Raw genomic sequence first — 20174 nt, forward strand, 5'->3', positions numbered from 1 at the left:
GAGAATTCGTAAAACAGCGCCGCTTGTGCCTCCTGCTTTGGTCCCATCATCGCCAAATCCCCCAATCAATAAAGGAATTGAATCAGCGATTACCACTTCGATCAAGCAAGAGTTTTTCAACACAATCTCCCGCAAAGCCGACTTCTCTGCGCCATGGGGCCAAGGTTTGGGGAGAGCCTAATTCAACCGATGCTGCGGCCTCGATAAATGGTAGTTTATGTGAACGTCCCGGCCTATCGCGACTTAGGCTTTTGCAACGTTGCCGCGAAGAATGGTCCGGTTGTGTGGCCAATCTTGGCGACGTTCCAACCTGTCTCGCGCGCCAGGCGCTCGAGCTCTTCCGGCTCGGGATGAAACCACGGCACCCAGCTGTCAATCCTGCCTTCATATTCGAACCGCATTTTGATCTCGCCGCGCGGTTGCCCCTGGAAAGATTGGCGCGGTGATAGGCGAGGTGACGTGGATCTTCGGTCTGTGCGATGTCCAGACCTGTCACGAAGAGATGGCCGCCGGGTTGCATCAATTGAGCAATGCGGCGCAGAAGGTTGGCGGCCCCCTCAATGGTGCCGCCGATTCCCAAGTTGTTGCCGAAGAGGAAAACTGTCTGAAACAAATCACCGGCCAGCGCATCGGGTTTGTCCGCCATGACATCCCCATGACGAACATCCCCACAGCCCCGCGACCGCGAGACATCCACAGCGCCGGGTGATAGATCGATCCCGGTGGCTTTGATGCCGTGCCGCTCCAGCCACAAAAGCGTCCGACCAGCACCGCACCCGACGTCGAGGACAGGGGCCTGTGCCTGCGCAAGCAGATCGACTTCATGCGCGAAAGGTGCCTCGGTGAAGTAGAGCCCGGGATCGTGGGCATCGGTATGACCGTCATCGCGCCGAATGGTGAGCATCTTGCCCTGATGCCCGGCCTGTCGGTCTCGAAGTGCATCTCCAAAGAGGTCCATGCAAGCTCCCGTGTGTTCAGTAGACGACGTGCGTCAGCTCAGCATAATTCAGTCCAAACTTTCACAAAAGCGGGCATCGGAGCAGCCGCAGCGAACGGCGACTAAGCGCCGCTGAGCAGGCCTGCGTTGTCTGAGGTCAGGTGCCGTCAACTGGCTCGGCTGTCATGCATTCGGCCCGCCGCACCACTGCATCAGCGCGGCGGGGTTTGCTGATGTGTCAGCCTTTGCCTTTCCACGGGACCAGAACGCGCTCGGCCCAGCGCATGAGCATGTCGATGCCGAAGCCGATCACGCCGATCAGGATGATGCCCATGATGACGATGTCGGTGTTCTGGAACTTGGACGCGGTCATAATCATCATGCCGGCGCCTTGTTCGGCGGCGACCAGTTCGGCGGCCACGACCGTGCCCCAGCAGACCCCCATCGCGACCCGTGCGCCGGTGAAAATCTCGGGCAGGGAGTTGGGGATGATGACATGGCGCATGATCTGCCATTTGCTGGCCCCCAGCGAATAGGCCGCGTGGACCTTGGAGATGTTCACACCGGAGACGCCGGAGCGCGCCGCGATGGCCATGATCCAGAGCGCGGCTAGGAACAGCAGGATGATCTTGCCGGTCTCACCGATGCCCGCCCAGATGATGACCAGCGGGATCAGGGCCAGGGGTGGCACGGGGCGCATGAACTCGACGATGGGGTCGAACCAGCCGCGGAACCAGTTGCTGAGGCCCATCGCATAGCCAAGCGGGATGCCGACAAGCGCGCCGAGCAGGAAGCCCACGATGACGCGGAAAAGGGAGTAACCCAGATGCTCGATCAAGGTGAAGTTGCGGAAGCCCTCGGACGCGATGGAGAGAGAGCGGGTCCAGACCTCTTCAGGGGCGGGCAGGTAGAGCGGTTCCATCTGCCAGCCACGGGTTGGCTCGAAGTTGGGGGTGCCTTTGTCGGAGAGCGTCACGGAGCCGCCATCGACATAGACGGTCTGACCGGGCGCTATGGGTTCACCGTTAATCGCCACGACCTGCGCGCCGTCGCTTTTGGTGATGTCGTCATTGCGGTCCACATTGATCAGGCCAGTACGCCACTGGGCGACCTTGGCTCCGTCGTTTTTGGCAAAGCCGTCGCCGGGGTCGACTTCGGGCGTGTCGGTGTCGACCTCGCGGGGGTGCACGATAACGGTGACTTCCGCGTCGTCGGTCTGGCCGTTCGCCTCGGCAGTATACGTGAAGGTTGCGGTGCCCTCAAACGGGCCGGGGGCGTGCAGGAAGCCGGGCAGCAGGCTGGAGCCGGTGAAGATGCCCCACATCAGGAAGATCGTCAGGATCGAGATGATGCCTGCCGCGCGGTTGGGGCGCACGGCGCTTTCATCGCCGAAAGTCACGGTTTTCAGTGACGTGTAATCTTGGGGGACGGCCTTTTGCACGACTTTGGTGACGATGAAGAAGGCGGCGACGAAGATCGCGATATAGATCAGCAGGGGGATCATGCGGCGTCCTCCGTGCGGCCCATGATCTCTTCCTCCATGTCCCAGATCATCGAGAGGATCTCTTCGCGTTTGGGACCGAAATCCGGGTGTTTCTTGACCTCGCGCAGGTCTGCGCCGACGCCAAGCTCGGCAAAGGGCAGGCGGTATTCGGTGTGGATGCGGCCGGGGCGGGGGGCCATCACGATGAGGCGTTCGCCGAGAAGGAGCGCTTCCTCGACCGAGTGGGTGATGAGGATGATCGTCTTGCCGGTCTCTTTCCAGAGCTTGAGCACAAGGCTTTGCATTTTCTCGCGGGTCAGCGCGTCAAGCGCGCCCAGAGGTTCGTCCATCAGGATCACGTCGGGGTCATTGGCAAGGCAACGGGCCAGGGCCACGCGTTGCTGCATGCCGCCGGACAGCTCATAGATCGCCTTTTCCTTGAAGTCCTGAAGGCCGACCACGTCGAGCAGGTGATCGACGATTTCAGCCTTTTCGGCTTTGGGCATGCCTTTCATGGAGGGGCCGAAGGCGACGTTCTCGCGCACGCTCATCCATTCGAAAAGCGCGCCTTGCTGAAAGACCATGCCGCGTTCGGCGTCCGGCCCGTGGACCTCGTGGCCGTTCATGATCAGCTTGCCTTCTGTCGGAGCCAGAAAGCCCGCGACGATGTTGAGAAGCGTGGTCTTGCCACAGCCCGAGGGGCCGAGCACGCTCAGCAGCTCGCCCTCTTTGAGGTTAAGCGAGACATCTTGCAACGCCTGCACTGCGCCGCCATTGGGCAGCTCGAAGCGCATGGAGAGGTTTTCAATGGATAGTCCGGTCATCTGGTTCCCAGTCGTTTGCCGCATGCGCGGCGTTGGAACAGGGTTGACCCTGTCTTGGCTTTTTAGTGAAGCGCCGGGCGCGTGGAAAAAAGCCCGGAGCGGATGCTCCGGGCCTGATCGTTTGCTTACATGCCCTGGGCTGCGGAGAGCGGCCCGGTGTTGACCGCATCCTCGTAGCTGTCGAGGGCGCTGTCGATGGAGCCTGCTTCCACGAAGACATCTGCGACGCCTTTCATGAAGGTCGCGGCGTTGCCACCGAGCCAGGCTTCGGAGAGCTGGTCTTCAACGCTGGGGAACTTCATCGTGGCGATGGAGGCTTTTGCATCTTCAAGATCCATACCGGATTCCTGTGCGATGACTTCCATCATCTCGTCGGTCGCGCCCGCGTTGTAGGTTGCGTTGGCGTCGGCGGTGACGGCGAGGAACTTGGCCACGACATCGCCGTTTTCAGCGATGAATGCAGCAGGAGCGGACGTCACGTCGAAGACGAGGATGCCCAGCTCTTCTTTCTCTTCGCCGGTCAGAAGCACGTTGCCATACTCTTTCATGCGGGTCAGACCACCGCCGTAGCCGCAGGCAAAGTCCACTGCGCCCTGGCTGAGGGCAGCCGCGCCTTCAGGTGGGGCCATGTCGACGACTTGCAGGCTGTCGAGGGGCACACCGAAGTGGTCCATCTGGCGCAGGAAGCCGTAGTGGGCTGCGGTGCCGAGCGGCACGGCGACTTTCTTGCCCGCCAGTTCGCCAGCGCTGTCCTTGTCGATCTCAAGACCGGCAGACACGACGCAGTTGTCGTTGTCAGAGTAGCTGACGGCGACGTCAACGACCTGAATGTCCTGACCACCGGAGGCTGCGACGACGAAAGGGGGCACACCCTGGCTGACGGCGATCTGCACGTCACCGGAGGCCATTGCGGCGGACATTGCGGTGCCTGTCTCGAACGAGACCCAATTGACCTTCATTCCGAGCGCTTCGTCATAGGCACCGGAGTTTTTTGCCGCCAGCATAGGCATCGGCCATTCGAGGAAGTAAGCGATTGTAATTTCACCGTGACCGGCGGCAAAAGCGGATGTCGTTGACATCGCCATCACAGCACCCGCAACGATACCCGCTGTTGTTTTCTTGATCATATGTTTTCTCCCGTTAGTTATTCCGACAATTCGTCTTATAAGTTTCATATTGCGAAACTTTCCTTTTGCTTCATGAGATTAGAAGCGGAATCGTCTTACGGTCAATTCAATTCTTTCAGCACGGCAAAGGCAAATGCAATCTGCCAGATTTGCCTGAAAGTCGGGCAAATGACGCCAACTTGATCTGGTTTGCATACAGACTGTGAAGAGTCTGCATATTTTAGTGCGGTTTGGCGCGGCGGGGTGGACGATGCCGGGAATCGCTTGACCGGAGCGCATGTGGATCCGTAATTTCCAAAATAGAAAATCGTAGTTTTGAAATGCGAAACACTTGAGGGTCGAATGGCCAATTCCGTTTCTGCGAATGACGCGCCCGCCCGTATTCATTGGCACCGCACAGCCACGCCAGCGCCGGTTTGTGACAGTCTAACTGGCGAGCTCACGGCGGATTTCATCGTTATCGGGGGCGGTCTGACAGGCACGCGCACGGCGTTGGGATTGGCCGAGGAGGGCGCGTCGGTCGTGCTGCTGGAAGCCCGCGAGATCGGCTATGGGGCGTCGGGGCGCAGTGGCGGGCAGTGCAACCCGATCTGGCGCAAGACACCTGATGAGTTGTCCACGCTCTTGGGGGCGGATGTTGCGGCGCGGTTGGTCGAGACGACGCTGGGGTCTGCCGATGCGCTGTTTGAGGACATCGCGCGCTACGGGATTGAGTGCGACGCCGAGCAGAACGGCTGGGTGCAGGCGGCGCATTCGGGTCACGCGCGCCAGACTATGAGCGCTTTGGCCGAGGCCTGGATTGCTGCGGGTGCGGATATCCGCGTGCTGGAAGGCGCGCAGGTGCAGGCGGCCACGGGATCGTCGGCGTATGATTTTGCGTTGTTGCATGCCAAGGGCGGGTTTGTTCAGCCGCTGTCCCTGACGCGCGGTTTTGCGCGCGCGGCACTGGGTTTTGGGGCGCAGCTTTACGAAAGCAGCCCCGTGCGCGGGATCGTGCGGGATGGCGCCGGGTGGCGGGTCAGCACCGATCAAGGTGCTGTGACGGCCCCTCAGGTGATCCTGACGACAAACGGCTATACCGATGATCTGTGGCCGGGGCTGCGCCAGACCTTTTATCCGATGGTGAGCATATCGCTGGCGACGGCCCCTCTGTCGGACAATCTGCAAAAGACCGTGCTGCCCGGGGCTGTGACGATTTCCGACAGTCGGCGGGCGATTTATTATGCGCGCTATGATCGCGACCGGCGGTTGATCTTTGGCTGTATCGGCAGCACCGAGACAGCCGCGACATTGGGCGGTGTCGCGCGGCTGCGCCGCGGGTTGCGCCGGGTGTTTCCCCAACTTGGCGAGACGCCGGTCGAGGCGAGTTGGGGCGGCAAGATTGCCGTAACACCCAAGATGATGCCGCATCTGCATGAGCCTGCGCCGGGGGTTCTGGCGGGTCTTGGCTTTAGCGGGCGCGGAATCGCGATGACCTCGGTCATGGGGCGCAGCCTGGTCCGTAAAGCGCTGGGGGCTGCAGAGGACACGCTTCCATTTGCCGTCTCCGCGATGGAACGGGTGCCTTTGCATTGGGCGGCGACAAAATTGGCACCGCTGGCCGCCCCGGCAGCGAGTTTGCGCGACCGGATGGACGAGCTGCTGGATAAGGGCTGAGCTAGCCTGCTTTGAGCGCGTCAATCTCAGGGGGTGCGCCGCCGATCAGGCCGGTCACGTTGTCAGCGGCTTCTTTCAGCATTGCGGACCAGTTCAGGATGTCGGGCAGGCTGTGGCGGGCATGCACGGTCCAGACATTGAGCACCGCGATAGGTTCGTTCAGGTAATTGAACACCGGGGCGGAGATACCGACGAGGTGGTCGTATTCCTCGCGGTCATTCCAGGCGAACCCTGCGCGGCGCACCTCGTCCACGGCGGTTTTGAAAGCGGGCAGATCGGTGATCGTGCGGTCGGTATAGGGCTTGAAGTTGTAGTCTTTGAATTTGGCGTCGATCATGTTGTCGGGCAGGAATGCCATCAGCGCCTTGCCGGAGGCAGAGCAATGGACCTGCTCGCGCATACCGGGGCGCTGGATGGTGCCAAGGGCATAGTCTGATTCCAGAATACGCAGATAGACGACCTCCATGCCCGAGAGGATGCCGATGGTCACGCTGCCTTCGACTTGCGCGTGCAGGCGCAACATATCGTCCAGAGCAATCGCCTGAATGTCGTAGCCGCTATAGGCGTTGCGCACGAGGTCAAAGACCTTGGAGCCGACCAGGTAGACTTTGCGCTGCTTGTCGAACTGCACGAGCTTTTCCTGCGTGCAGATCGCGAGAATGCGGTGAATGGTGCTTTTGTTCATGCCGCTTTGGGCCACGATCTCTGAGAATGTCAGAGGTTTGCGGGTCTCGCTGATAATTGTCAGCACCTTCAACAATTTGGCGACAATGGAACTTTGCATGAGGCAGGCGTAATGGGTTTGGGCGTGCGCAACAAGCGATCTAGTGGCGTTGACCGGTGAAATAGCGCGGGATTTCAGCGCGCGAATTTGCTGCATTTTCGCCGTTGCACCCGGCAAACAAACATTGCTATACGCCCGTCAGTTTCGCTATATGCGAAGCAAGGATAGTGTGCCGCCTTAGCTCAGTTGGTTAGAGCACTGGTTTGTGGAACCAGGGGTCCCCCGTTCGAGCCGGGGAGGCGGTACCATTCTTCCCCTCTCAGTCGATTTGAATGGTTTGGCGCAGGGTGCCGTCGCGCTCGTAGATGACGATACGATTGTCGTCGGTGATGATCGCGATCCAATCGTCGGTTTGGGTGAAAGCTGTGGCAGTGGTGCCGTCAGGTAGGGTGAGCTGATCGGGCAGCGCCAAAGGCGCGGGTTGCTGTAAGCGCATGACAAGCAGAACGATGATCGCTAGAACGCCCAAAATCATCGTCGCGGTCAGCACCGTCACGAGGATACGCAGAAACCTGAGATTTGCCGGTTCTTTCTCCGGCAGCGGAGCCTGATCCATGACGCGCCAATCTGTTTCGTTTCGGATCGCAGCCGATCCGCCCAAGCGGCTTGATAAAGCCCTTTCGCGCGATGTGCCAGAGGAGGCGGCCTTGAGCCGCTCGCGGATCGCGTCGCTTTTGGAGAAGGGCGGTGTGACGGTGGACGGCGTCGTCGTGACCGACCCGCGCGCCAAGGTGGGCGAGGGGGCCGAGGTGGTGATTGAGGTGCCGGTGGCCGAGGACAGCCATATCAGGCCGGAGGACATTCCGCTGGATGTTGTTTTTGAGGATGCCGACCTGATCGTGATCAACAAGCCTGCAGGCATGGTGGTGCATCCGGCCCCCGGCACGCCCTCGGGGACGCTGGTGAATGCGTTATTGCATCACTGTGGCGATGATCTTTCGGGCGTGGGCGGGATGAAGCGGCCCGGTATCGTGCATCGGATTGATAAAGAGACGAGCGGGTTGCTGGTGGTGGCCAAGTCTGATGTGGCGCATCATGGATTAGCGGCGCAATTCGAAAAGCACACGGTCGAGCGCTATTACCGCGCGGTGTGTTACGGCGTGCCGGATGCCAATGATCCGCGGGTGCGGGGAGTCAAAGGTGTCTCGTTCGAGCCGGGCAATATTATGCGGATTACGACGCAACTGGCGCGGCATCGCACGGATCGGCAAAAGCAGGCGGTTCTGTTTCAGGGTGGGCGGCATGCCGTGACACGGGTGCGGATTGTCGAGCGGTTCGGGCAGCCTGAGGTGGCCGCATTGGTCGAGTGCTGGCTGGAAACGGGCCGCACCCATCAGATCAGGGTGCATCTGGCCCATGCGGGGCATGGGCTGATCGGCGATCCGACCTATGGCGGACGGCGCAAGTTGAACGCAAAAGCGCTGTCAGAAGCGGGGATTGCGGCGGCGGCCGGGTTCGAGCGGCAGGCGCTCCATGCGGCCATTCTTGGGTTTGAGCACCCAGTGAGCGGTGAAAACGTGCGGTTCGAAGCGCCTTTGCCCGATGACATGGCCGCGCTGATTTCTAAGCTGTCTCTCTGAAATATAGGCTCATATGTGCGTGAACGCACGGGCGCGTGACTTCACAACAGGCGTATGGCGACCCATATTCGACTCAAGTTCTTGAGGATGGGACCCTTGTAAAGCGCTACGCACAGTCCCATATCCATGTTAACAAGATAAACATCGCACCGAAAGGGGGGCATTATGGCCAATTATACACAACTTCCCGCACCTTCCCCGGAGCAGGGCCTGAGCCGCTACCTAGGCGAAATTCGGAAGTTCCCAATGTTGGAGCCCGAAGAGGAATACATGCTGGCCAAGCGCTGGGTGGAGGATCAGGATACGGAGTCCGCTCATAAAATGGTGACCTCGCACCTGCGATTGGCCGCCAAAATCGCCATGGGCTATCGCGGCTATGGCCTGCCGCAGGCCGAGGTGATCTCGGAGGCAAATGTGGGTCTGATGCAGGCGGTCAAACGCTTTGACCCGGAAAAAGGCTTCCGGCTGGCGACCTATGCGATGTGGTGGATCCGCGCCTCGATCCAGGAATATATCTTGCGTTCGTGGAGCTTGGTGAAGCTGGGCACGACCAGCGCGCAAAAGAAGCTGTTTTTCAACCTGCGCAAGGCGAAAGCCCGCATCGGTGCATTTGAGGATGGCGATCTGCGCCCGGAAAACGTCAAGCGGATCGCGACCGATCTGGGTGTGACCGAGCAAGAGGTTATCTCGATGAATGGGCGCTTGTCGGGCGGGGATGCCTCGCTCAACGCGGTCATTGGGTCGGATGGCGAAGGTGCTACGCAGTGGCAAGACTGGCTTGAAGACGAAGACGCCGATCAAGCGGGCGACTATGCCGAGCGTGACGAGCTGGACGCGCGGCGCGAATTGCTGGCCGAAGCGATGTCGGTGCTCAACGATCGTGAGAAAGACATCCTGACCCAGCGGCGTCTGTCGGAAAAAGCGGTCACGCTGGAGGACCTTTCGGGTCAGTATGACGTCAGCCGCGAGCGTATCCGTCAAATCGAAGTGCGCGCGTTTGAAAAGCTGCAAAAGCGGATGCGCGATCTGGCCGCCGAAAAAGGCCTGATGACAAGCGCCTGACGGTTCCGCCCTTTGAGAAACGGTGCTAGCCTCCCTCGCCAAGCGGGGGAGGTTTTTTCGTGGGGCAACCGGGTGAACAGGGATAGACGATGGGGGTAAAGACGCCAGCCGTTCTGCGCCGCGCGCCCGCCAAGGTGTTCCTGTCGATCCCGCGCAAGATCATTCAGGACAAGCCCGGCGTCGGGCTGGGCAAGTTCTACACACGCCTTGATCTGGAGTTGCGGATGCTGGGCGCGGATGTGACGATACTGCCCCTGTCGCGCCAGTCACATAAGCGCAAGGGCAACCGTAACAAGCTGATTTTCCTGCATAACGGCGCGGCGGAGGAACCTAATGTTCTGAACACCGCGCTGGCCTACGTTGATCCCTACTGGCATGTGGACCCAAAAGGGGTTCTGGGGATGAGCAGCGCGGGCGACGTTCCCTTTGTCCATGAAAACGTCAACAAACAGGATGCGGCGGGGTTTTTCCGGGCTCAGAGGCGCAATTTCGTGCGCGAGCGCCAGTCCCGCTATTCCCAGGCGCGCGAGAAGATTGCGGTGCCCGAGGGCTGCATCGCGGTGTTCATGCAGGGCGATACGAACCTTACCAGACGGACGATGCGGCCGGGTTCAGAGCGGATGATCCGGTCGGTCGTCGAAGGCGCTGGTGGGCGGCCGGTCGTGGTCAAGCATCACCCGCTCAAGACCAATCCCGAGGATGTGGCCGAGGTGGCAACTTTGCGCGCGGAAGGCGCTGATATCCACGAGATCAACGCCAATGTGCATGACATTCTGGAGGTCTGTGTGGCCACGGTTTCGATCAGTTCGGCGACATGTTTTGAAGGGTTTCTGCACCGCCGTCCCGCGATCTTCTTTGGCCGCAGCGACTTGATCGGCTTTGCCCAAGGCGCCCATGACGGCCCCAGCTTTGCGGCAGCCCTGCACGAGGCTTTGACTGGAAACCGATCCTATATGCGCTTTACCTATTGGTATCTGACGACGCATTGCGTGTCGTTGCAAAGCGAGACATTCATCCAGCAAATCCTGCAGCGCGCGGCTGCGATTGGTTTTGACGCGGATCGGTTGGGGTTGGACAAGACCGCAGTTGCGGCCCTGTCCGTCCCGCAAGACGCTTAGTCTTCCATCGCTTCCAGCTCGTCGATCATGCCCGAGATCATCGACAGGCCCTTATCCCAGAATTTCGGGTCAGAGGCGTCGAGGCCGAAGGGGGCCAGCAGTTCTTTGTGGTGTTTGGAGCCGCCTGCTTTGAGCATATCGAAATACTTGGTCTGGAAGTCGCCCTCGCCTTCCTCGTAGACTGCATAAAGCGCGTTCACGAGGCCGTCGCCAAACGCATAGGCGTAGACATAGAAAGGCGAGTGAACGAAGTGGGGGATGTAGGCCCAGAAGGTCTCGTACCCGTCCATATATTCGAACGCGGGGCCGAGGCTTTCGGCCTGCACCGACATCCAGAGGGCGTTGATATCGTCTGAGGTCAGCTCGCCGCCCGAGCGCGCGTCGTGCAGTTTGCACTCGAAATCGTAGAATGCGATCTGGCGGACGACGGTGTTGATCATGTCCTCGACTTTGCCGGCCAGAAGCGTCTTGCGTTCTTCCTTGGTCGCGGCGTTTTCCAGTAGCTTGCGGAAGGTCAGCATTTCGCCAAAGACGGAGGCCGTCTCGGCCAGCGTGAGGGGTGTGGAGGAGAGGAGTTCTCCTTGTCCAGCGGCGAGAACTTGGTGCACGCCGTGGCCCAGTTCATGCGCCAGCGTCATCACATCGCGCGGTTTGCCGAGGTAATTCAGCATGACATAGGGGTGCACGTCACTGACCGTCGGGTGGGCGAACGCGCCGGGGGCTTTGCCGGGTTTGACGGCGGCGTCGATCCAGCCTTTGGTGAAGAAAGGTTCAGCGATATCAGCCATTTCCGGGGCGAAGCTGCTGTAGGCGTCCATCACCATTTTCTTGGCGGTCGGCCAATCGACGGTCTTGGCGTCTTCGATGGGCAGCGGCGCGTTGCGGTCCCAGACCTGCATTTTATCGAGGCCGAGCCATTTGCGTTTCAGCTCATAATAACGGTGGCTCAGCTTGGGATAGGCGGCGACCACGGCATTGCGAAGCGCCTCGACCACTTCGGGCTCAACATGATTGCTGAGGTGGCGACCGGTTTGCGGGGTTGGCATGCCACGCCAGCGATCCTCAATCTCTTTTTCCTTGGCGAGCGTGTTGTGCACGCGGGAGAAGATGGCGATGTTGTCGCTGAAAACGCGTGCCAACTCACGGGCGGCGGCCTCGCGCTTGGAGCGGTCATGTTCGGTCAGGTGGTTCAGCGTGCCTTCGATGTTCAGCTCTTCGCCGTCCAGCGTGAAGGTAAGGCCCGCGATGGTCTCATCAAAGAGGCGGTTCCACGCAGCAGCACCCACCGGGGACTGATCGTGGAGGAATTTTTCCAGCTCGTCAGATAGTTGGTATGGCTTCATCGCGCGCATGCGGTCGAAGACGGGTTTGTAGCGGGCCAGATCGGCGTTGGCGTCGAGTAGAGCTTTCAGATGGTCATCGTCAATCCGGTTGAACTCCAGCGTGTAAAACACCAGCGGGGTTGTGAAATTCGTGATCTGCTCCTGACAGTCAGACATGAATTTCGCGCGTTCGCCATCGGTGGTCTGCTGGTAATAGCGCAGGCCAGCGAAGGACATGATCCGGCCTGCGATCATGTCGATCTTTTCATACCGCAGGACACAATCGAGCATCTCGGACGCGCTAAGGTCTGCGAGCTTGCCTTCGTAGTCTTTCGCGAAATCAGCGCAGGCTTTTTCCAGCCAATCCATATCGCGCTTCAGCTCTTTCGCATCCGGCGCGGCATAAAGATCGGTGAGGTCCCATTCGGGCAGATCGCCAAACTCCGCACTTCCGGACTGGGCGGCGTCATGGGCGATTTGGGGCGTGAACTGCATGGGGGACCTCGTTGTTTGGTCAGATGAACCTATGGGCTGCGCGAGGGAGCCTCAAGAGGGGAAGCCAAAGAGTTTGGCTGGGTTCTTGGTTAATATCTGGGTGCGTGTGGCGGTGTCGGTGACGACGCGGTGGAAAGCGTCAAGCAAGGTCGCGGCGGAGGGTATCTTGGCGTCGGCAAGCATCAGATGGGGCCAGTCAGAGCCCCAGAGCAGGTGTTCGGGGTTGGCTTTGACAAGGGCGTCGATGAACGGGTCGGCCTGGGCATAAGGGGCGTCGCAGAGGCGGTAGAGCGCGCTGATTTTGACATGGACATGGCCGTCGGCAAGCAGGTCTAGGAGCGTCTGGAAGCCGGGGTCTTGGGTGCCAAGCGACAGGTCAGGCCAGCCGATATGGTCGATCACGAGCGGCACTTTCAGGGCGCGGATATCGTCAGCGATTTCGTTCATATGTTTGTGGGTGTTCAGCAGCATCTGGATGTGCAGATCGCGGGCTTTGAGGCGCGGGGCGAGGGCTTTGGCGCCCTCCCAGCTGAGCACGCCGCCATGGACATAGTTGAGGCGGACAGCGACGAGGTTCTGTTCCGTGAAGCGGTCAAGATCGGCGTCTGTCGCGTCATCAGGCAGAAGGCCGACACCCTTGAAATGAGGACCCATGCGGCGGACGGCTTCGACAGTGATGCTGTTGTCAGTTCCGTAAAGGATCGAATGCACAATCAGACCACGTAGAAAGCCGAGCGTTTTCAGGTGTTTGGTGTAGAGCTCCAGCCAGCCGTCAAAATCGGGACCGGGGGCGGGATCTTCCACGCGACCCTCCCAAAGCGGAAATTCATCGCCCGCAACAAGATGGACATGGGCATCGCAGGCGCCGGGCGGGGCGGGCGTTTCGGGCGATGAAGAGGTCGGCGGCATTTGGGCTTTGGGCAGCATTTTTGAGTATTTTCGCAAAGATGAAACGGTTAGCCGTAGGTCTGCAGCATTTCCTTGAGATCGTCGAGTGTGTTGGCCTCTTGCAGAGGTTTGTCGTGGCGCCAGCGGAACATGCGCGGGAAGCGCAGGGCGACGCCGGACTTGTGGCGGGGGCTTTCCTGAATGCCTTCAAAGGCGATTTCAAAGACGTGTTCGGGCGTGACCTGACGGACGGGGCCAAAGCGTTGCAGGGTGTTTTTACGCACCCAGCTTGTGATTTTGCGAAACTCGGCATCGGTGAGGCCGGAATACGCCTTGGTAAAGGGCACGAGGTCATTGCCATTCCAGACGGCGAAAGTGAAATCGGTGAAGAGGTTCGCGCGTCGGCCATGGCCAGCTTGGGCGTAGATCATGACCGCATCTATGGTTAATGGATCGACTTTCCATTTCCACCAATCGCCTTTCTTGCGACCGCTCAGATAGGGGCTGTCGGCGCGTTTCAGCATCAGCCCTTCGGCGTTGTGATCGCGTGAGGCGTCGCGCGCTTTGGCAAGCGCGTCCCACGTGGTGAACGGGACGAGAGGCGAGCATTTGACAGGTGCGTCATCGGGAAGCGTTTTGGTGATATTTTCCAGAAGGTTACGTCGTTTTTCAAAGGGCTCCGCGCGGATATCCTCGCCTTGCCATTCGAGCAGGTCGTAGGCGTAGAGGATCACGGGGGCCTCAGTCAGAAGCTTTTTCGGGACAGTCTTGCGCCCGATGCGTTTTTGCAGGGCGTTGAAGCTGAGAGGCTGGCCGTCTTTGAAGGCCAAAACCTCGCCATCCAGCACAGTGCCATCAGGGATGAAATCACGGGCGCGGGCCAGTTCTGGAAAGCGATCTGTCATCAGGTCTTCGCCACGAGACCACAGATAGTGTTCGCCGCCCCGCAAGATCAGCTGACCGCGAATGCCATCCCATTTTCGTTCGGCTTTCCAATCGGTTGGCGTGCCTAGCTCATTTGGATCATCAAGTTGATAGGCGAGATAGAACGGGTAGGGCTTCGACAGGTCCGCTTCGGGGTTTTCGGAAAGAATCAGGTCGTGGAAACTGGTGGTTTCGGGTGTCCAGGAGCCCATGAGACGGTGCTGCAGATCAGCTTCATCCTGGCCCGTGGCGCGCGCGAGAGCGCGGGTCATCAGCTTGGTGGAGACGCCAATGCGAAAGCCGCCGGTGAGCAGCTTGTTGAACAGGAAACGCTCGGTTGGATCGAGGATGGACCAAGCGTCGAGCACGGCGGTTTTACGGTCGTCTTCGTCGAGTGCGGAGAGAGATTTTACGTAAGTAATCCAATGGCTCAGAGGGTGATCTTCATGTTGGTTGCCTTCAGGAAGCACCAGCGCGATGGTTTCCGCCAGATCACCAACGATGGGGTAGCTTTCCTCAAAGAGCCACAGAGGGATGCCTGCGGCCTCGGCCGCCCAGCCGCGCAGGAGCGTCGTGGTCACGGTGCGCTTGGGGCGGCGGCCCGAGAAAAGTGCGATCGTCCAGAGCCGGTCGTCATCTGAAGCGGTCTCAAAATAGGTCGCGAGGGCTGCGACTTTTGTGTTGGTTTTCGTGGTCTGATCAATGGCCGTGAAGAGGCGTGCGAAGTCTTTCATGTCGGCTCCACCTCGGTCTCGGAGGCGTCGAGGCTTTCGCCCTCATATTCGGTCGATACAATTTGAGCGTCATAGCCCTGTTCGCTTAACCATTTGCTAAACACCGACGTGTAGCCATGAGTCACGAAAACGCGGGTGGCCCCGGTTTCCTTGATTGCGGCGTTCAGGGCGGGCCAGTCGGCATGGTCGGACATGATGAAGCCCCGGTCAGCAGCGCGGCGGCGGCGGACCCCGCGCAGGCGCATCCAGCCCGAGGCGAAGGCGGTAGAGGTGGTGCCGAAACGGCGTGCCCATGGGGTGCCGAAGGCTGACGGTGTCGCGAGAACGAGGGCGTTCTTATGCTCTTTGGGGTTCAGGTCCGGCGTGACACGAATCGTGTCGGGGAGCGTGAGGCCTTGGGCGCGCAGGACCTCGTTGGTGTTCTCGACCGCGCCATGGGTCAGGATCGGACCGATGGTGGGGTCGAGGATCGACAGCAGTCGCTGGGCTTTGCCGAGGGCATAGGCGCCAAGCAGAGGAGTGCGCCCATCGGTGATTGTGGCGGCCCACCATGCGTTGATGTCCTGAGCAAGCTGGGCTTGAGGCGTCCACTTGAAGACGGGCAGTCCGAAGGTGGATTCGGTGATAAAAGCGTGGCAGCGGACCGGCTCAAACGGTTCGGAGAAGCCGTCGTTTTCGGTTTTGTAATCACCAGAGGCGACCCAGACCTCGCCTTTGTGTTCGATGCGGATTTGGGCGGAGCCGGGAACATGGCCAGCGGGGTGGAAAGAGACCGTCACAGCACCGATCTGGCGGGTCTCGCCAAACCGGATCGTGTCGAGGGGGATATCCCCAAGGCGGTGGCGCATGACGGGGGCGGCGGCTTGGGTCGCGAGATAGGCGCGATGGCCGGGTCGCGCGTGATCGGCATGACCATGGGTGATAAGCGCCCGGTCTACGGGGCGCCACGGATCGATATAGAAATCGCCGAGCGGGCAGTAAATGCCGCGGTCGGTGAAGGTCAGGAGATCGGTGCTCATGCGGTAGAGCTAGGGCGGTTGGAGCGCTTTTGTAGGTGCGGCGCGGGGTGTGTTTTGCGTAGGCGTTTGACAGTTGGGATCTGTGGGGCGCATCCGACCTGTTGCTGGCCGCGTGCGGCTGGTCCGCGTAGGATGTTGAAGGGACATCTTGCTGGGCGGGCCAGTGCAGAGGCCGCTTGTGGTTGGTGATGCATCCGGGCTGGATTTGATCCCGCGGTAGCGGGTTGGGACGTAAATCAGGCCACCGTCTTCTGCGGCGCGTTGCACGTTGTCCAGCGGTGCGAGGGGCTTGCACAGGCGCTGCGGATCGCTAGCTTGACCGCGAGCCAAGGGAGAGCGCCGATGTCATTTACCACGTTTCGAAGCCGGATGTTGTCGGGAGAAAACCTCGCCGGGACGTTTATGAAAACGCCGAGCCACGATGTGTTGGAGGTGTTGGCGCTGTCCGGGCTGGATTTCGTATGCTTGGACGCGGAGCATTCCGCCTTCGATCGCACCGCTTTGGATGCCTGCATGGCCGTGGCGCGCGCGCTGGATTTCCCGGTGCTGGTGCGGGTCGCAAGCGGAACACCGGAGGCGGTTCTTCAAGCGCTGGATATGGGCGCGGTCGGGGTGGTCGTGCCACATGTGGACAGCGTCGAGAAAGCCGAAGCGGTCGCCAAATCTGCGCGGTTTGGACTGGGCGGGCGGGGCTTTGCAGGCTCGACCCGCTGGGCGGGTTACGCGACGCGTACGATGCCGGAGGTGTTGGCGAAATCGCGTGAAGAGACGGTCGTGATCGCGCAGATCGAAGAGCCTGCGGGCGTGGATGCAGCCCGCGAGATTGCGGCGGTTGACGGGGTCGACGGCCTGTTCTTGGGACCGGCTGATCTGAGCGTGTCCTACGGGCATGAAGGGCAGGATAACGCAGATCTGGTTGCCGGATTCAAAGCGGTGGGTGCGGCGACGGCAGCAGCAGGCAAGGCCTATATCAGCTGGGTGACCTCGGTCGCGCAGGCCAAAGAGCGCGCGGCTTATGGGTTGTCTGTGTTCTTCATCGGCTCTGAACATGCCTGGATGCTGGCCGGTGCCAAGGCAGCGGCGCAGGGTATTCACGAGATGAACGACTGATGCGCTTTGTGCGCTGGGGTGCGCGGGGCGCGGAAAAGCCGGGGGTGCTGGATGCTCAAGGCGGCTTGCTGGATCTGTCTGGCGTGATCGCGGATTTGTCCGGCGATGTGCTGGGCGCGTTAGAGACGTTGCCCCTTTCCGATTTGCCGCTGGTTGAGGGTGCGCAGCGTTTGGGTGTGCCGGTCGCAGGGGTGGGCAAGGTCATCGGTATCGGGCTTAACTATGCCGATCACGCGGCGGAGGCGGGGATGGACGCGCCGGATGAACCGATCGTCTTCATGAAAGCCACGTCTAGCCTGAGTGGTCCCGACGATGACGTGATCCTGCCGCGCGGCTCCGAGAAATCCGATTGGGAGGTTGAACTGGGCGTGGTGATCGGTCGTCGCGCAAGCTATGTCAGCGAGACGGACGCGCTGGGCCACGTGGCGGGCTATACGATTGTGAATGATATCAGCGAGCGCGCCTTTCAACTGGAAGGCACCGGGCAATGGACCAAGGGCAAAAGTTGCGACACGTTCGGGCCTGTCGGTCCGTGGCTTGTGACACCGGATGAGACTGGCGATCCGCAGGCACTTGGGCTGGGCTTGTGGTTGAACGGCACACAGATGCAGCGCGGATCGACGGCGACGATGATATTCAGCGTCGCGCAGATCATCGCCTATCTGAGCCGGATCATGACCCTCCATCCGGGCGATATCATCGCGACCGGGACGCCGCCCGGTGTCGGGATGGGGCAGAGGCCGCCGCTATATCTGAAACCCGGTGACGTGATGGAGTTGGAGATCGACGGGCTGGGTCGACAGCGCCAAGCGGTACGCGCGTCGGGCTGACGGGTTTTTGACGCTTGCCAGAACGGCTTAGGGGGCGGGCGGGTCAATATGATAGAATGACGCTCTCATGACCTCAGAGTTGGAGAGAAATCATGTTTGATATCAAGGCATTAAAGATCACCGTCGTCCTTCCTTTCGCCTTTGCCTGCACCACGGTTGCGGTGCAAGAGGCCGTGACACCCCCGCCAGAGATCATCGCCGCGACCGCCCAGACCAGTGGTGTGGCCGATGACGACGGGCCGACCTGCACAGGCAGCACGGCACCGGGCCGCACGATGACCTGCACGTCGGATCTGGTTTTTGTTTGTCCGGATGGCTGGAGCCCGTGCACGGCGGAAGGGGCGAAAACCTGCTGCAAAAAGACATTCGATGTCACCGGCACGGGAATCGACGGGCTTACAACGACAGGCTAGCGCCTAGCTGTGGGCGTCAAACCATGCGGCGGTCTCGTTGAAGACGCGGGTGCGCAGGGCGGGGGCCTCCATCATCACCTCATGCTCGGCACCGTCCAGCACGACGAGCTTGCCGTTCGGGTAGACGGCCATACGGTCGTGAACGCGTGACGGCTCCACAATGCGTTCGTTGGTGCCAAGGAAGGTGATCGCGGGCGTCGCCGGGGAAGGGCGCGCGGCGAGGCGGCGCATCTCCATCAAGGCCTCATTGAGCCAATGCAGCGACGGGCCGCCCAAAGCCAGATCGGGGTGGGCGGTGAGTTGCGCTTTCATATAGTCGAACATATCGCGGTCGGTGGTGAGCGTGTTGTCGTCAAACGGTGTGCTCATCACATAGGTCACGGGCTCGGTCCCCGGTGCGAAGCGGTGGCCTTGGCCGACGCGGCGGGCGGTCCAACTGGACATCCACGCGAAAGGGCGCAAAGCGGGGGCGATGATGATGCCCCACATGGGCGCACTGAACATCGCGGATTTCACGGGCAGCCCTTCGTAAAGCGCGCGCAGGCCGATGCAGCCGCCCATGGAGTGGCCGATCAGGTGATACGGTTCGGGCAGGCCAAGAGCGCGGGCATGGGCCAGCACGGCGGCTACGTCGTTTTGGTAATCGGGGAAGTGGTGCACATGACCTGCCGCGCGGTCATTGAGCATGCGGTCGGCAATGCCTTGGCCGCGCCAGTCAACGGCGAGGACGCTATAGCCGCGCGATAGAAATTCGGTCGCGGCGCGCCCGTATTTCTCGATATATTCGGTGCGGCCGGGGAACAGCAGGATGGTGCCCTTGGTGCCGCCGGTCCAATGGCCCGCACGGATGCGCAGGCCATCTGAGGTTGTGAGCCAATGCGCCGCGCCGCCCTCGGGGCCGTCGGCCACCTCGGCGTAGAACGGCGCTGGTGTCATCAGGCGAGCACCGAGGCGAGCTTCATCGCAGCACCCATATCGCCGTCCACGGACAGCTTGCCGGTCATGAAGGCGGCCGTGGGGTTTTGCTCGCCATCAAGGATCGCCTTGAAGGTTTCAGTATCGGCGGTGAGGGTGACGTCTGCGTCGTCATCGCCTGCGCGTGCGCCGTTTTCGTCGATGATGATGCTGCCCTCGTCGGCGATGACAAACTTTGCCGTGCCGTCAAAGCCACCGTCCATTTTCGCGTTCAGGGCGTCGACCGCCTGATTTACCACATCGCTCATAATCCAAGTCCTTTTGGTTTTGTGATCGCCGCGGGGTCGTATTTCCCGCAGCTTGCGCTAAAGTTGAGCTTACTATGATGATATGCCCCCGCAACCGCCACCGTATCGTTACGGCATTTTTCGTAACAGTTTCGTTTTGCTTGCCTTTCTCGGGCGCTTTCGCCGCTGATGAACAGGCGTTGCTGGACGATTTGGCCACGGCCTCGCCCGAAGAAGCCGCTCAGATTGAGGATCAGTTGGCGCGGGCGTGGGCGAAATCGGGCTCTGCTGCGATGGATTTGCTGTTACAACGCGGGCGTGATGCGCTGGAAGCGGGCGATCTTGATGCCGCGATTGAGCATTTCACAGCGCTGACCGATCACGCGCCGGAGTTTGCCGAAGGGTGGAACATGCGCGCGACGGTCTTTTTTCAGCAGGATAAGCCCGGTCTCGCGTTGGAGGATTTGACGAAAGCGCTGACGCTGAACCCCAATCATTTCGGGGCAATCATCGGATTGGCCGTGATTCTGGAGCAGACAGGCTATCCGGCGGACGCGTTGGAGGCCTACCGGACCGTGCAGTCTATACATCCCCATCAAGACCAAGTAGCCACCGCGATAGAGCGTTTGGAAAAAGAGGTGGGCGGTCAGGATATCTGACCCCTGT

The 20174-nt window shown here is 60.5% G+C and carries 20 protein-coding genes and 1 tRNA gene; 9 read left to right on the top strand and 12 right to left on the bottom strand.

The annotated features are described in order from the left end of the window. Nucleotides 1-82: 82 nt before the first annotated feature. The 4 genes from KUW67_RS06035 to KUW67_RS06050 form a co-directional block, all read right to left on the bottom strand. The gene (locus KUW67_RS06035; protein WP_224824399.1) at nt 83-958 is read right to left on the bottom strand and encodes a bifunctional 2-polyprenyl-6-hydroxyphenol methylase/3-demethylubiquinol 3-O-methyltransferase UbiG; all 876 of its coding nucleotides are present in this window, start codon (nt 956-958) and stop codon (nt 83-85) included. Between the two features lie 217 nt (nt 959-1175). After that, entirely contained in the window at nt 1176-2441 is a 1266-nt protein-coding gene (locus tag KUW67_RS06040) for an ABC transporter permease (RefSeq protein ID WP_224824400.1), read from the bottom strand. Further along, on the bottom strand, nt 2438-3244 hold the full coding sequence (locus tag KUW67_RS06045; RefSeq protein ID WP_224824401.1) for a taurine ABC transporter ATP-binding protein: 807 nt from the start codon (nt 3242-3244) through the stop codon (nt 2438-2440). Before KUW67_RS06045 ends, KUW67_RS06040 begins: the two co-directional genes overlap by 4 nt. Nucleotides 3245-3369: 125 nt before the next feature. Then, complete coding sequence (locus KUW67_RS06050; protein WP_224824402.1) at nt 3370-4371, bottom strand: ABC transporter substrate-binding protein; 1002 nt, start codon at nt 4369-4371, stop codon at nt 3370-3372. Nucleotides 4372-4713: 342 nt separating this feature from the next. Here KUW67_RS06050 and KUW67_RS06055 point away from each other — a divergent pair, with 342 nt between their 5' ends. Then, entirely contained in the window at nt 4714-6027 is a 1314-nt protein-coding gene (locus tag KUW67_RS06055; protein ID WP_224824403.1) for an FAD-binding oxidoreductase, read from the top strand. A 1-nt stretch (nt 6028) separates the two neighbouring features. On the opposite strand, the gene KUW67_RS06060 is transcribed toward KUW67_RS06055, so the two are convergent. Continuing rightward, entirely contained in the window at nt 6029-6811 is a 783-nt protein-coding gene (locus KUW67_RS06060; RefSeq protein ID WP_224824404.1) for an IclR family transcriptional regulator, read from the bottom strand. Nucleotides 6812-6982: 171 nt separating this feature from the next. Here KUW67_RS06060 and KUW67_RS06065 point away from each other — a divergent pair. Beyond that, nucleotides 6983-7059: transfer RNA gene (locus KUW67_RS06065), tRNA-His, on the top strand. Between the two features lie 11 nt (nt 7060-7070). On the opposite strand, the gene KUW67_RS06070 is transcribed toward KUW67_RS06065, so the two are convergent. Next, nucleotides 7071-7367 (bottom strand): DUF6476 family protein, encoded by a 297-nt coding sequence (locus tag KUW67_RS06070; protein WP_224824405.1) that lies wholly within the window; start codon nt 7365-7367, stop codon nt 7071-7073. Here KUW67_RS06070 and KUW67_RS06075 point away from each other — a divergent pair. From KUW67_RS06075 to KUW67_RS06085, 3 genes are all read left to right on the top strand, one after another. Continuing rightward, complete coding sequence (locus tag KUW67_RS06075; protein ID WP_224824406.1) at nt 7366-8391, top strand: RluA family pseudouridine synthase; 1026 nt, start codon at nt 7366-7368, stop codon at nt 8389-8391. The two genes, KUW67_RS06070 and KUW67_RS06075, sit on opposite strands and share 2 nt — an antisense overlap. A 165-nt stretch (nt 8392-8556) precedes the next feature. Further along, nucleotides 8557-9453, top strand: coding sequence for an RNA polymerase sigma factor RpoH (rpoH, locus tag KUW67_RS06080; protein ID WP_224824407.1), 897 nt, complete (start codon nt 8557-8559; stop codon nt 9451-9453). Nucleotides 9454-9542: 89 nt separating this feature from the next. Continuing rightward, complete coding sequence (locus KUW67_RS06085) at nt 9543-10571, top strand: hypothetical protein (protein ID WP_224824408.1); 1029 nt, start codon at nt 9543-9545, stop codon at nt 10569-10571. Here the strand turns inward: KUW67_RS06085 and KUW67_RS06090 are convergent. From KUW67_RS06090 to KUW67_RS06105, 4 genes are read right to left on the bottom strand one after another with little or no spacing between them, the layout of a single operon-like run. Continuing rightward, the gene (locus KUW67_RS06090) at nt 10568-12388 is read right to left on the bottom strand and encodes a M3 family oligoendopeptidase (RefSeq protein ID WP_224824409.1); all 1821 of its coding nucleotides are present in this window, start codon (nt 12386-12388) and stop codon (nt 10568-10570) included. The genes KUW67_RS06085 and KUW67_RS06090 overlap by 4 nt on opposite strands. A gap of 51 nt (nt 12389-12439) precedes the next feature. Beyond that, nucleotides 12440-13315 carry an amidohydrolase gene (locus KUW67_RS06095; protein ID WP_224824410.1) on the bottom strand — a complete coding sequence of 292 codons (876 nt, stop codon included), beginning with the start codon at nt 13313-13315 and terminating at the stop codon, nt 12440-12442. A gap of 29 nt (nt 13316-13344) precedes the next feature. Then, on the bottom strand, nt 13345-14934 hold the full coding sequence (locus KUW67_RS06100; RefSeq protein ID WP_224824411.1) for an ATP-dependent DNA ligase: 1590 nt from the start codon (nt 14932-14934) through the stop codon (nt 13345-13347). Beyond that, entirely contained in the window at nt 14931-15953 is a 1023-nt protein-coding gene (locus KUW67_RS06105; RefSeq protein WP_224824412.1) for a ligase-associated DNA damage response exonuclease, read from the bottom strand. Before KUW67_RS06105 ends, KUW67_RS06100 begins: the two co-directional genes overlap by 4 nt. Before the next feature lie 342 nt (nt 15954-16295). Here KUW67_RS06105 and KUW67_RS06110 point away from each other — a divergent pair, with 342 nt between their 5' ends. From KUW67_RS06110 to KUW67_RS06120, 3 genes are all read left to right on the top strand, one after another. Further along, nucleotides 16296-17063: an HpcH/HpaI aldolase/citrate lyase family protein gene (locus tag KUW67_RS06110; protein ID WP_224824413.1), complete on the top strand. Its 768-nt coding sequence runs from the start codon at nt 16296-16298 to the stop codon at nt 17061-17063. Beyond that, nucleotides 17063-17893, top strand: a complete 831-nt coding sequence (locus KUW67_RS06115; RefSeq protein WP_224824414.1) for a fumarylacetoacetate hydrolase family protein — start codon at nt 17063-17065, stop codon at nt 17891-17893. The genes KUW67_RS06110 and KUW67_RS06115 overlap by 1 nt, the downstream gene beginning before the upstream one ends. 92 nt (nt 17894-17985) lie before the next feature. After that, the gene (locus KUW67_RS06120) at nt 17986-18306 is read left to right on the top strand and encodes a hypothetical protein (protein ID WP_224824415.1); all 321 of its coding nucleotides are present in this window, start codon (nt 17986-17988) and stop codon (nt 18304-18306) included. 3 nt (nt 18307-18309) lie between these two features. Here the strand turns inward: KUW67_RS06120 and KUW67_RS06125 are convergent, their stop codons facing one another. Next, a complete protein-coding gene (locus KUW67_RS06125; RefSeq protein WP_224824416.1) occupies nt 18310-19242 on the bottom strand; it encodes an alpha/beta hydrolase in 933 nt (310 codons plus the stop codon). Further along, nucleotides 19242-19529, bottom strand: a complete 288-nt coding sequence (locus KUW67_RS06130) for an SCP2 sterol-binding domain-containing protein (RefSeq protein WP_224824417.1) — start codon at nt 19527-19529, stop codon at nt 19242-19244. The genes KUW67_RS06125 and KUW67_RS06130 overlap by 1 nt, the downstream gene beginning before the upstream one ends. A 74-nt stretch (nt 19530-19603) precedes the next feature. On the opposite strand from KUW67_RS06130, the gene KUW67_RS06135 reads away from it, so the two are divergent. Continuing rightward, complete coding sequence (locus KUW67_RS06135) at nt 19604-20167, top strand: tetratricopeptide repeat protein (RefSeq protein ID WP_224824418.1); 564 nt, start codon at nt 19604-19606, stop codon at nt 20165-20167. The last annotated feature ends 7 nt before the right edge of the window (nt 20168-20174 follow it).

Origin of the sequence: Cognatishimia sp. MH4019, assembly GCF_020177595.1 — a bacterium.
Lineage (GTDB): Bacteria > Pseudomonadota > Alphaproteobacteria > Rhodobacterales > Rhodobacteraceae > JAHTBL01.

What these genes read in the sequence shown, in the direction of transcription:
- KUW67_RS06035 (WP_224824399.1), bottom strand. Translation starts at nt 958, where the DNA reads ATGGACCTCTTTGGAGATGCACTTCGAGACCGACAGGCCGGGCATCAG.
- KUW67_RS06040 (WP_224824400.1), bottom strand. Translation starts at nt 2,441, where the DNA reads ATGATCCCCCTGCTGATCTATATCGCGATCTTCGTCGCCGCCTTCTTC.
- KUW67_RS06045 (WP_224824401.1), bottom strand. Translation starts at nt 3,244, where the DNA reads ATGACCGGACTATCCATTGAAAACCTCTCCATGCGCTTCGAGCTGCCC.
- KUW67_RS06050 (WP_224824402.1), bottom strand. Translation starts at nt 4,371, where the DNA reads ATGATCAAGAAAACAACAGCGGGTATCGTTGCGGGTGCTGTGATGGCG.
- KUW67_RS06055 (WP_224824403.1), top strand. Translation starts at nt 4,714, where the DNA reads ATGGCCAATTCCGTTTCTGCGAATGACGCGCCCGCCCGTATTCATTGG.
- KUW67_RS06060 (WP_224824404.1), bottom strand. Translation starts at nt 6,811, where the DNA reads ATGCAAAGTTCCATTGTCGCCAAATTGTTGAAGGTGCTGACAATTATC.
- KUW67_RS06075 (WP_224824406.1), top strand. Translation starts at nt 7,366, where the DNA reads ATGACGCGCCAATCTGTTTCGTTTCGGATCGCAGCCGATCCGCCCAAG.
- KUW67_RS06070 (WP_224824405.1), bottom strand. Translation starts at nt 7,367, where the DNA reads ATGGATCAGGCTCCGCTGCCGGAGAAAGAACCGGCAAATCTCAGGTTT.
- rpoH (WP_224824407.1), top strand. Translation starts at nt 8,557, where the DNA reads ATGGCCAATTATACACAACTTCCCGCACCTTCCCCGGAGCAGGGCCTG.
- KUW67_RS06085 (WP_224824408.1), top strand. Translation starts at nt 9,543, where the DNA reads ATGGGGGTAAAGACGCCAGCCGTTCTGCGCCGCGCGCCCGCCAAGGTG.
- KUW67_RS06090 (WP_224824409.1), bottom strand. Translation starts at nt 12,388, where the DNA reads ATGCAGTTCACGCCCCAAATCGCCCATGACGCCGCCCAGTCCGGAAGT.
- KUW67_RS06095 (WP_224824410.1), bottom strand. Translation starts at nt 13,315, where the DNA reads ATGCTGCCCAAAGCCCAAATGCCGCCGACCTCTTCATCGCCCGAAACG.
- KUW67_RS06100 (WP_224824411.1), bottom strand. Translation starts at nt 14,934, where the DNA reads ATGAAAGACTTCGCACGCCTCTTCACGGCCATTGATCAGACCACGAAA.
- KUW67_RS06105 (WP_224824412.1), bottom strand. Translation starts at nt 15,953, where the DNA reads ATGAGCACCGATCTCCTGACCTTCACCGACCGCGGCATTTACTGCCCG.
- KUW67_RS06110 (WP_224824413.1), top strand. Translation starts at nt 16,296, where the DNA reads ATGTCATTTACCACGTTTCGAAGCCGGATGTTGTCGGGAGAAAACCTC.
- KUW67_RS06115 (WP_224824414.1), top strand. Translation starts at nt 17,063, where the DNA reads ATGCGCTTTGTGCGCTGGGGTGCGCGGGGCGCGGAAAAGCCGGGGGTG.
- KUW67_RS06120 (WP_224824415.1), top strand. Translation starts at nt 17,986, where the DNA reads ATGTTTGATATCAAGGCATTAAAGATCACCGTCGTCCTTCCTTTCGCC.
- KUW67_RS06125 (WP_224824416.1), bottom strand. Translation starts at nt 19,242, where the DNA reads ATGACACCAGCGCCGTTCTACGCCGAGGTGGCCGACGGCCCCGAGGGC.
- KUW67_RS06130 (WP_224824417.1), bottom strand. Translation starts at nt 19,529, where the DNA reads ATGAGCGATGTGGTAAATCAGGCGGTCGACGCCCTGAACGCGAAAATG.
- KUW67_RS06135 (WP_224824418.1), top strand. Translation starts at nt 19,604, where the DNA reads ATGATGATATGCCCCCGCAACCGCCACCGTATCGTTACGGCATTTTTC.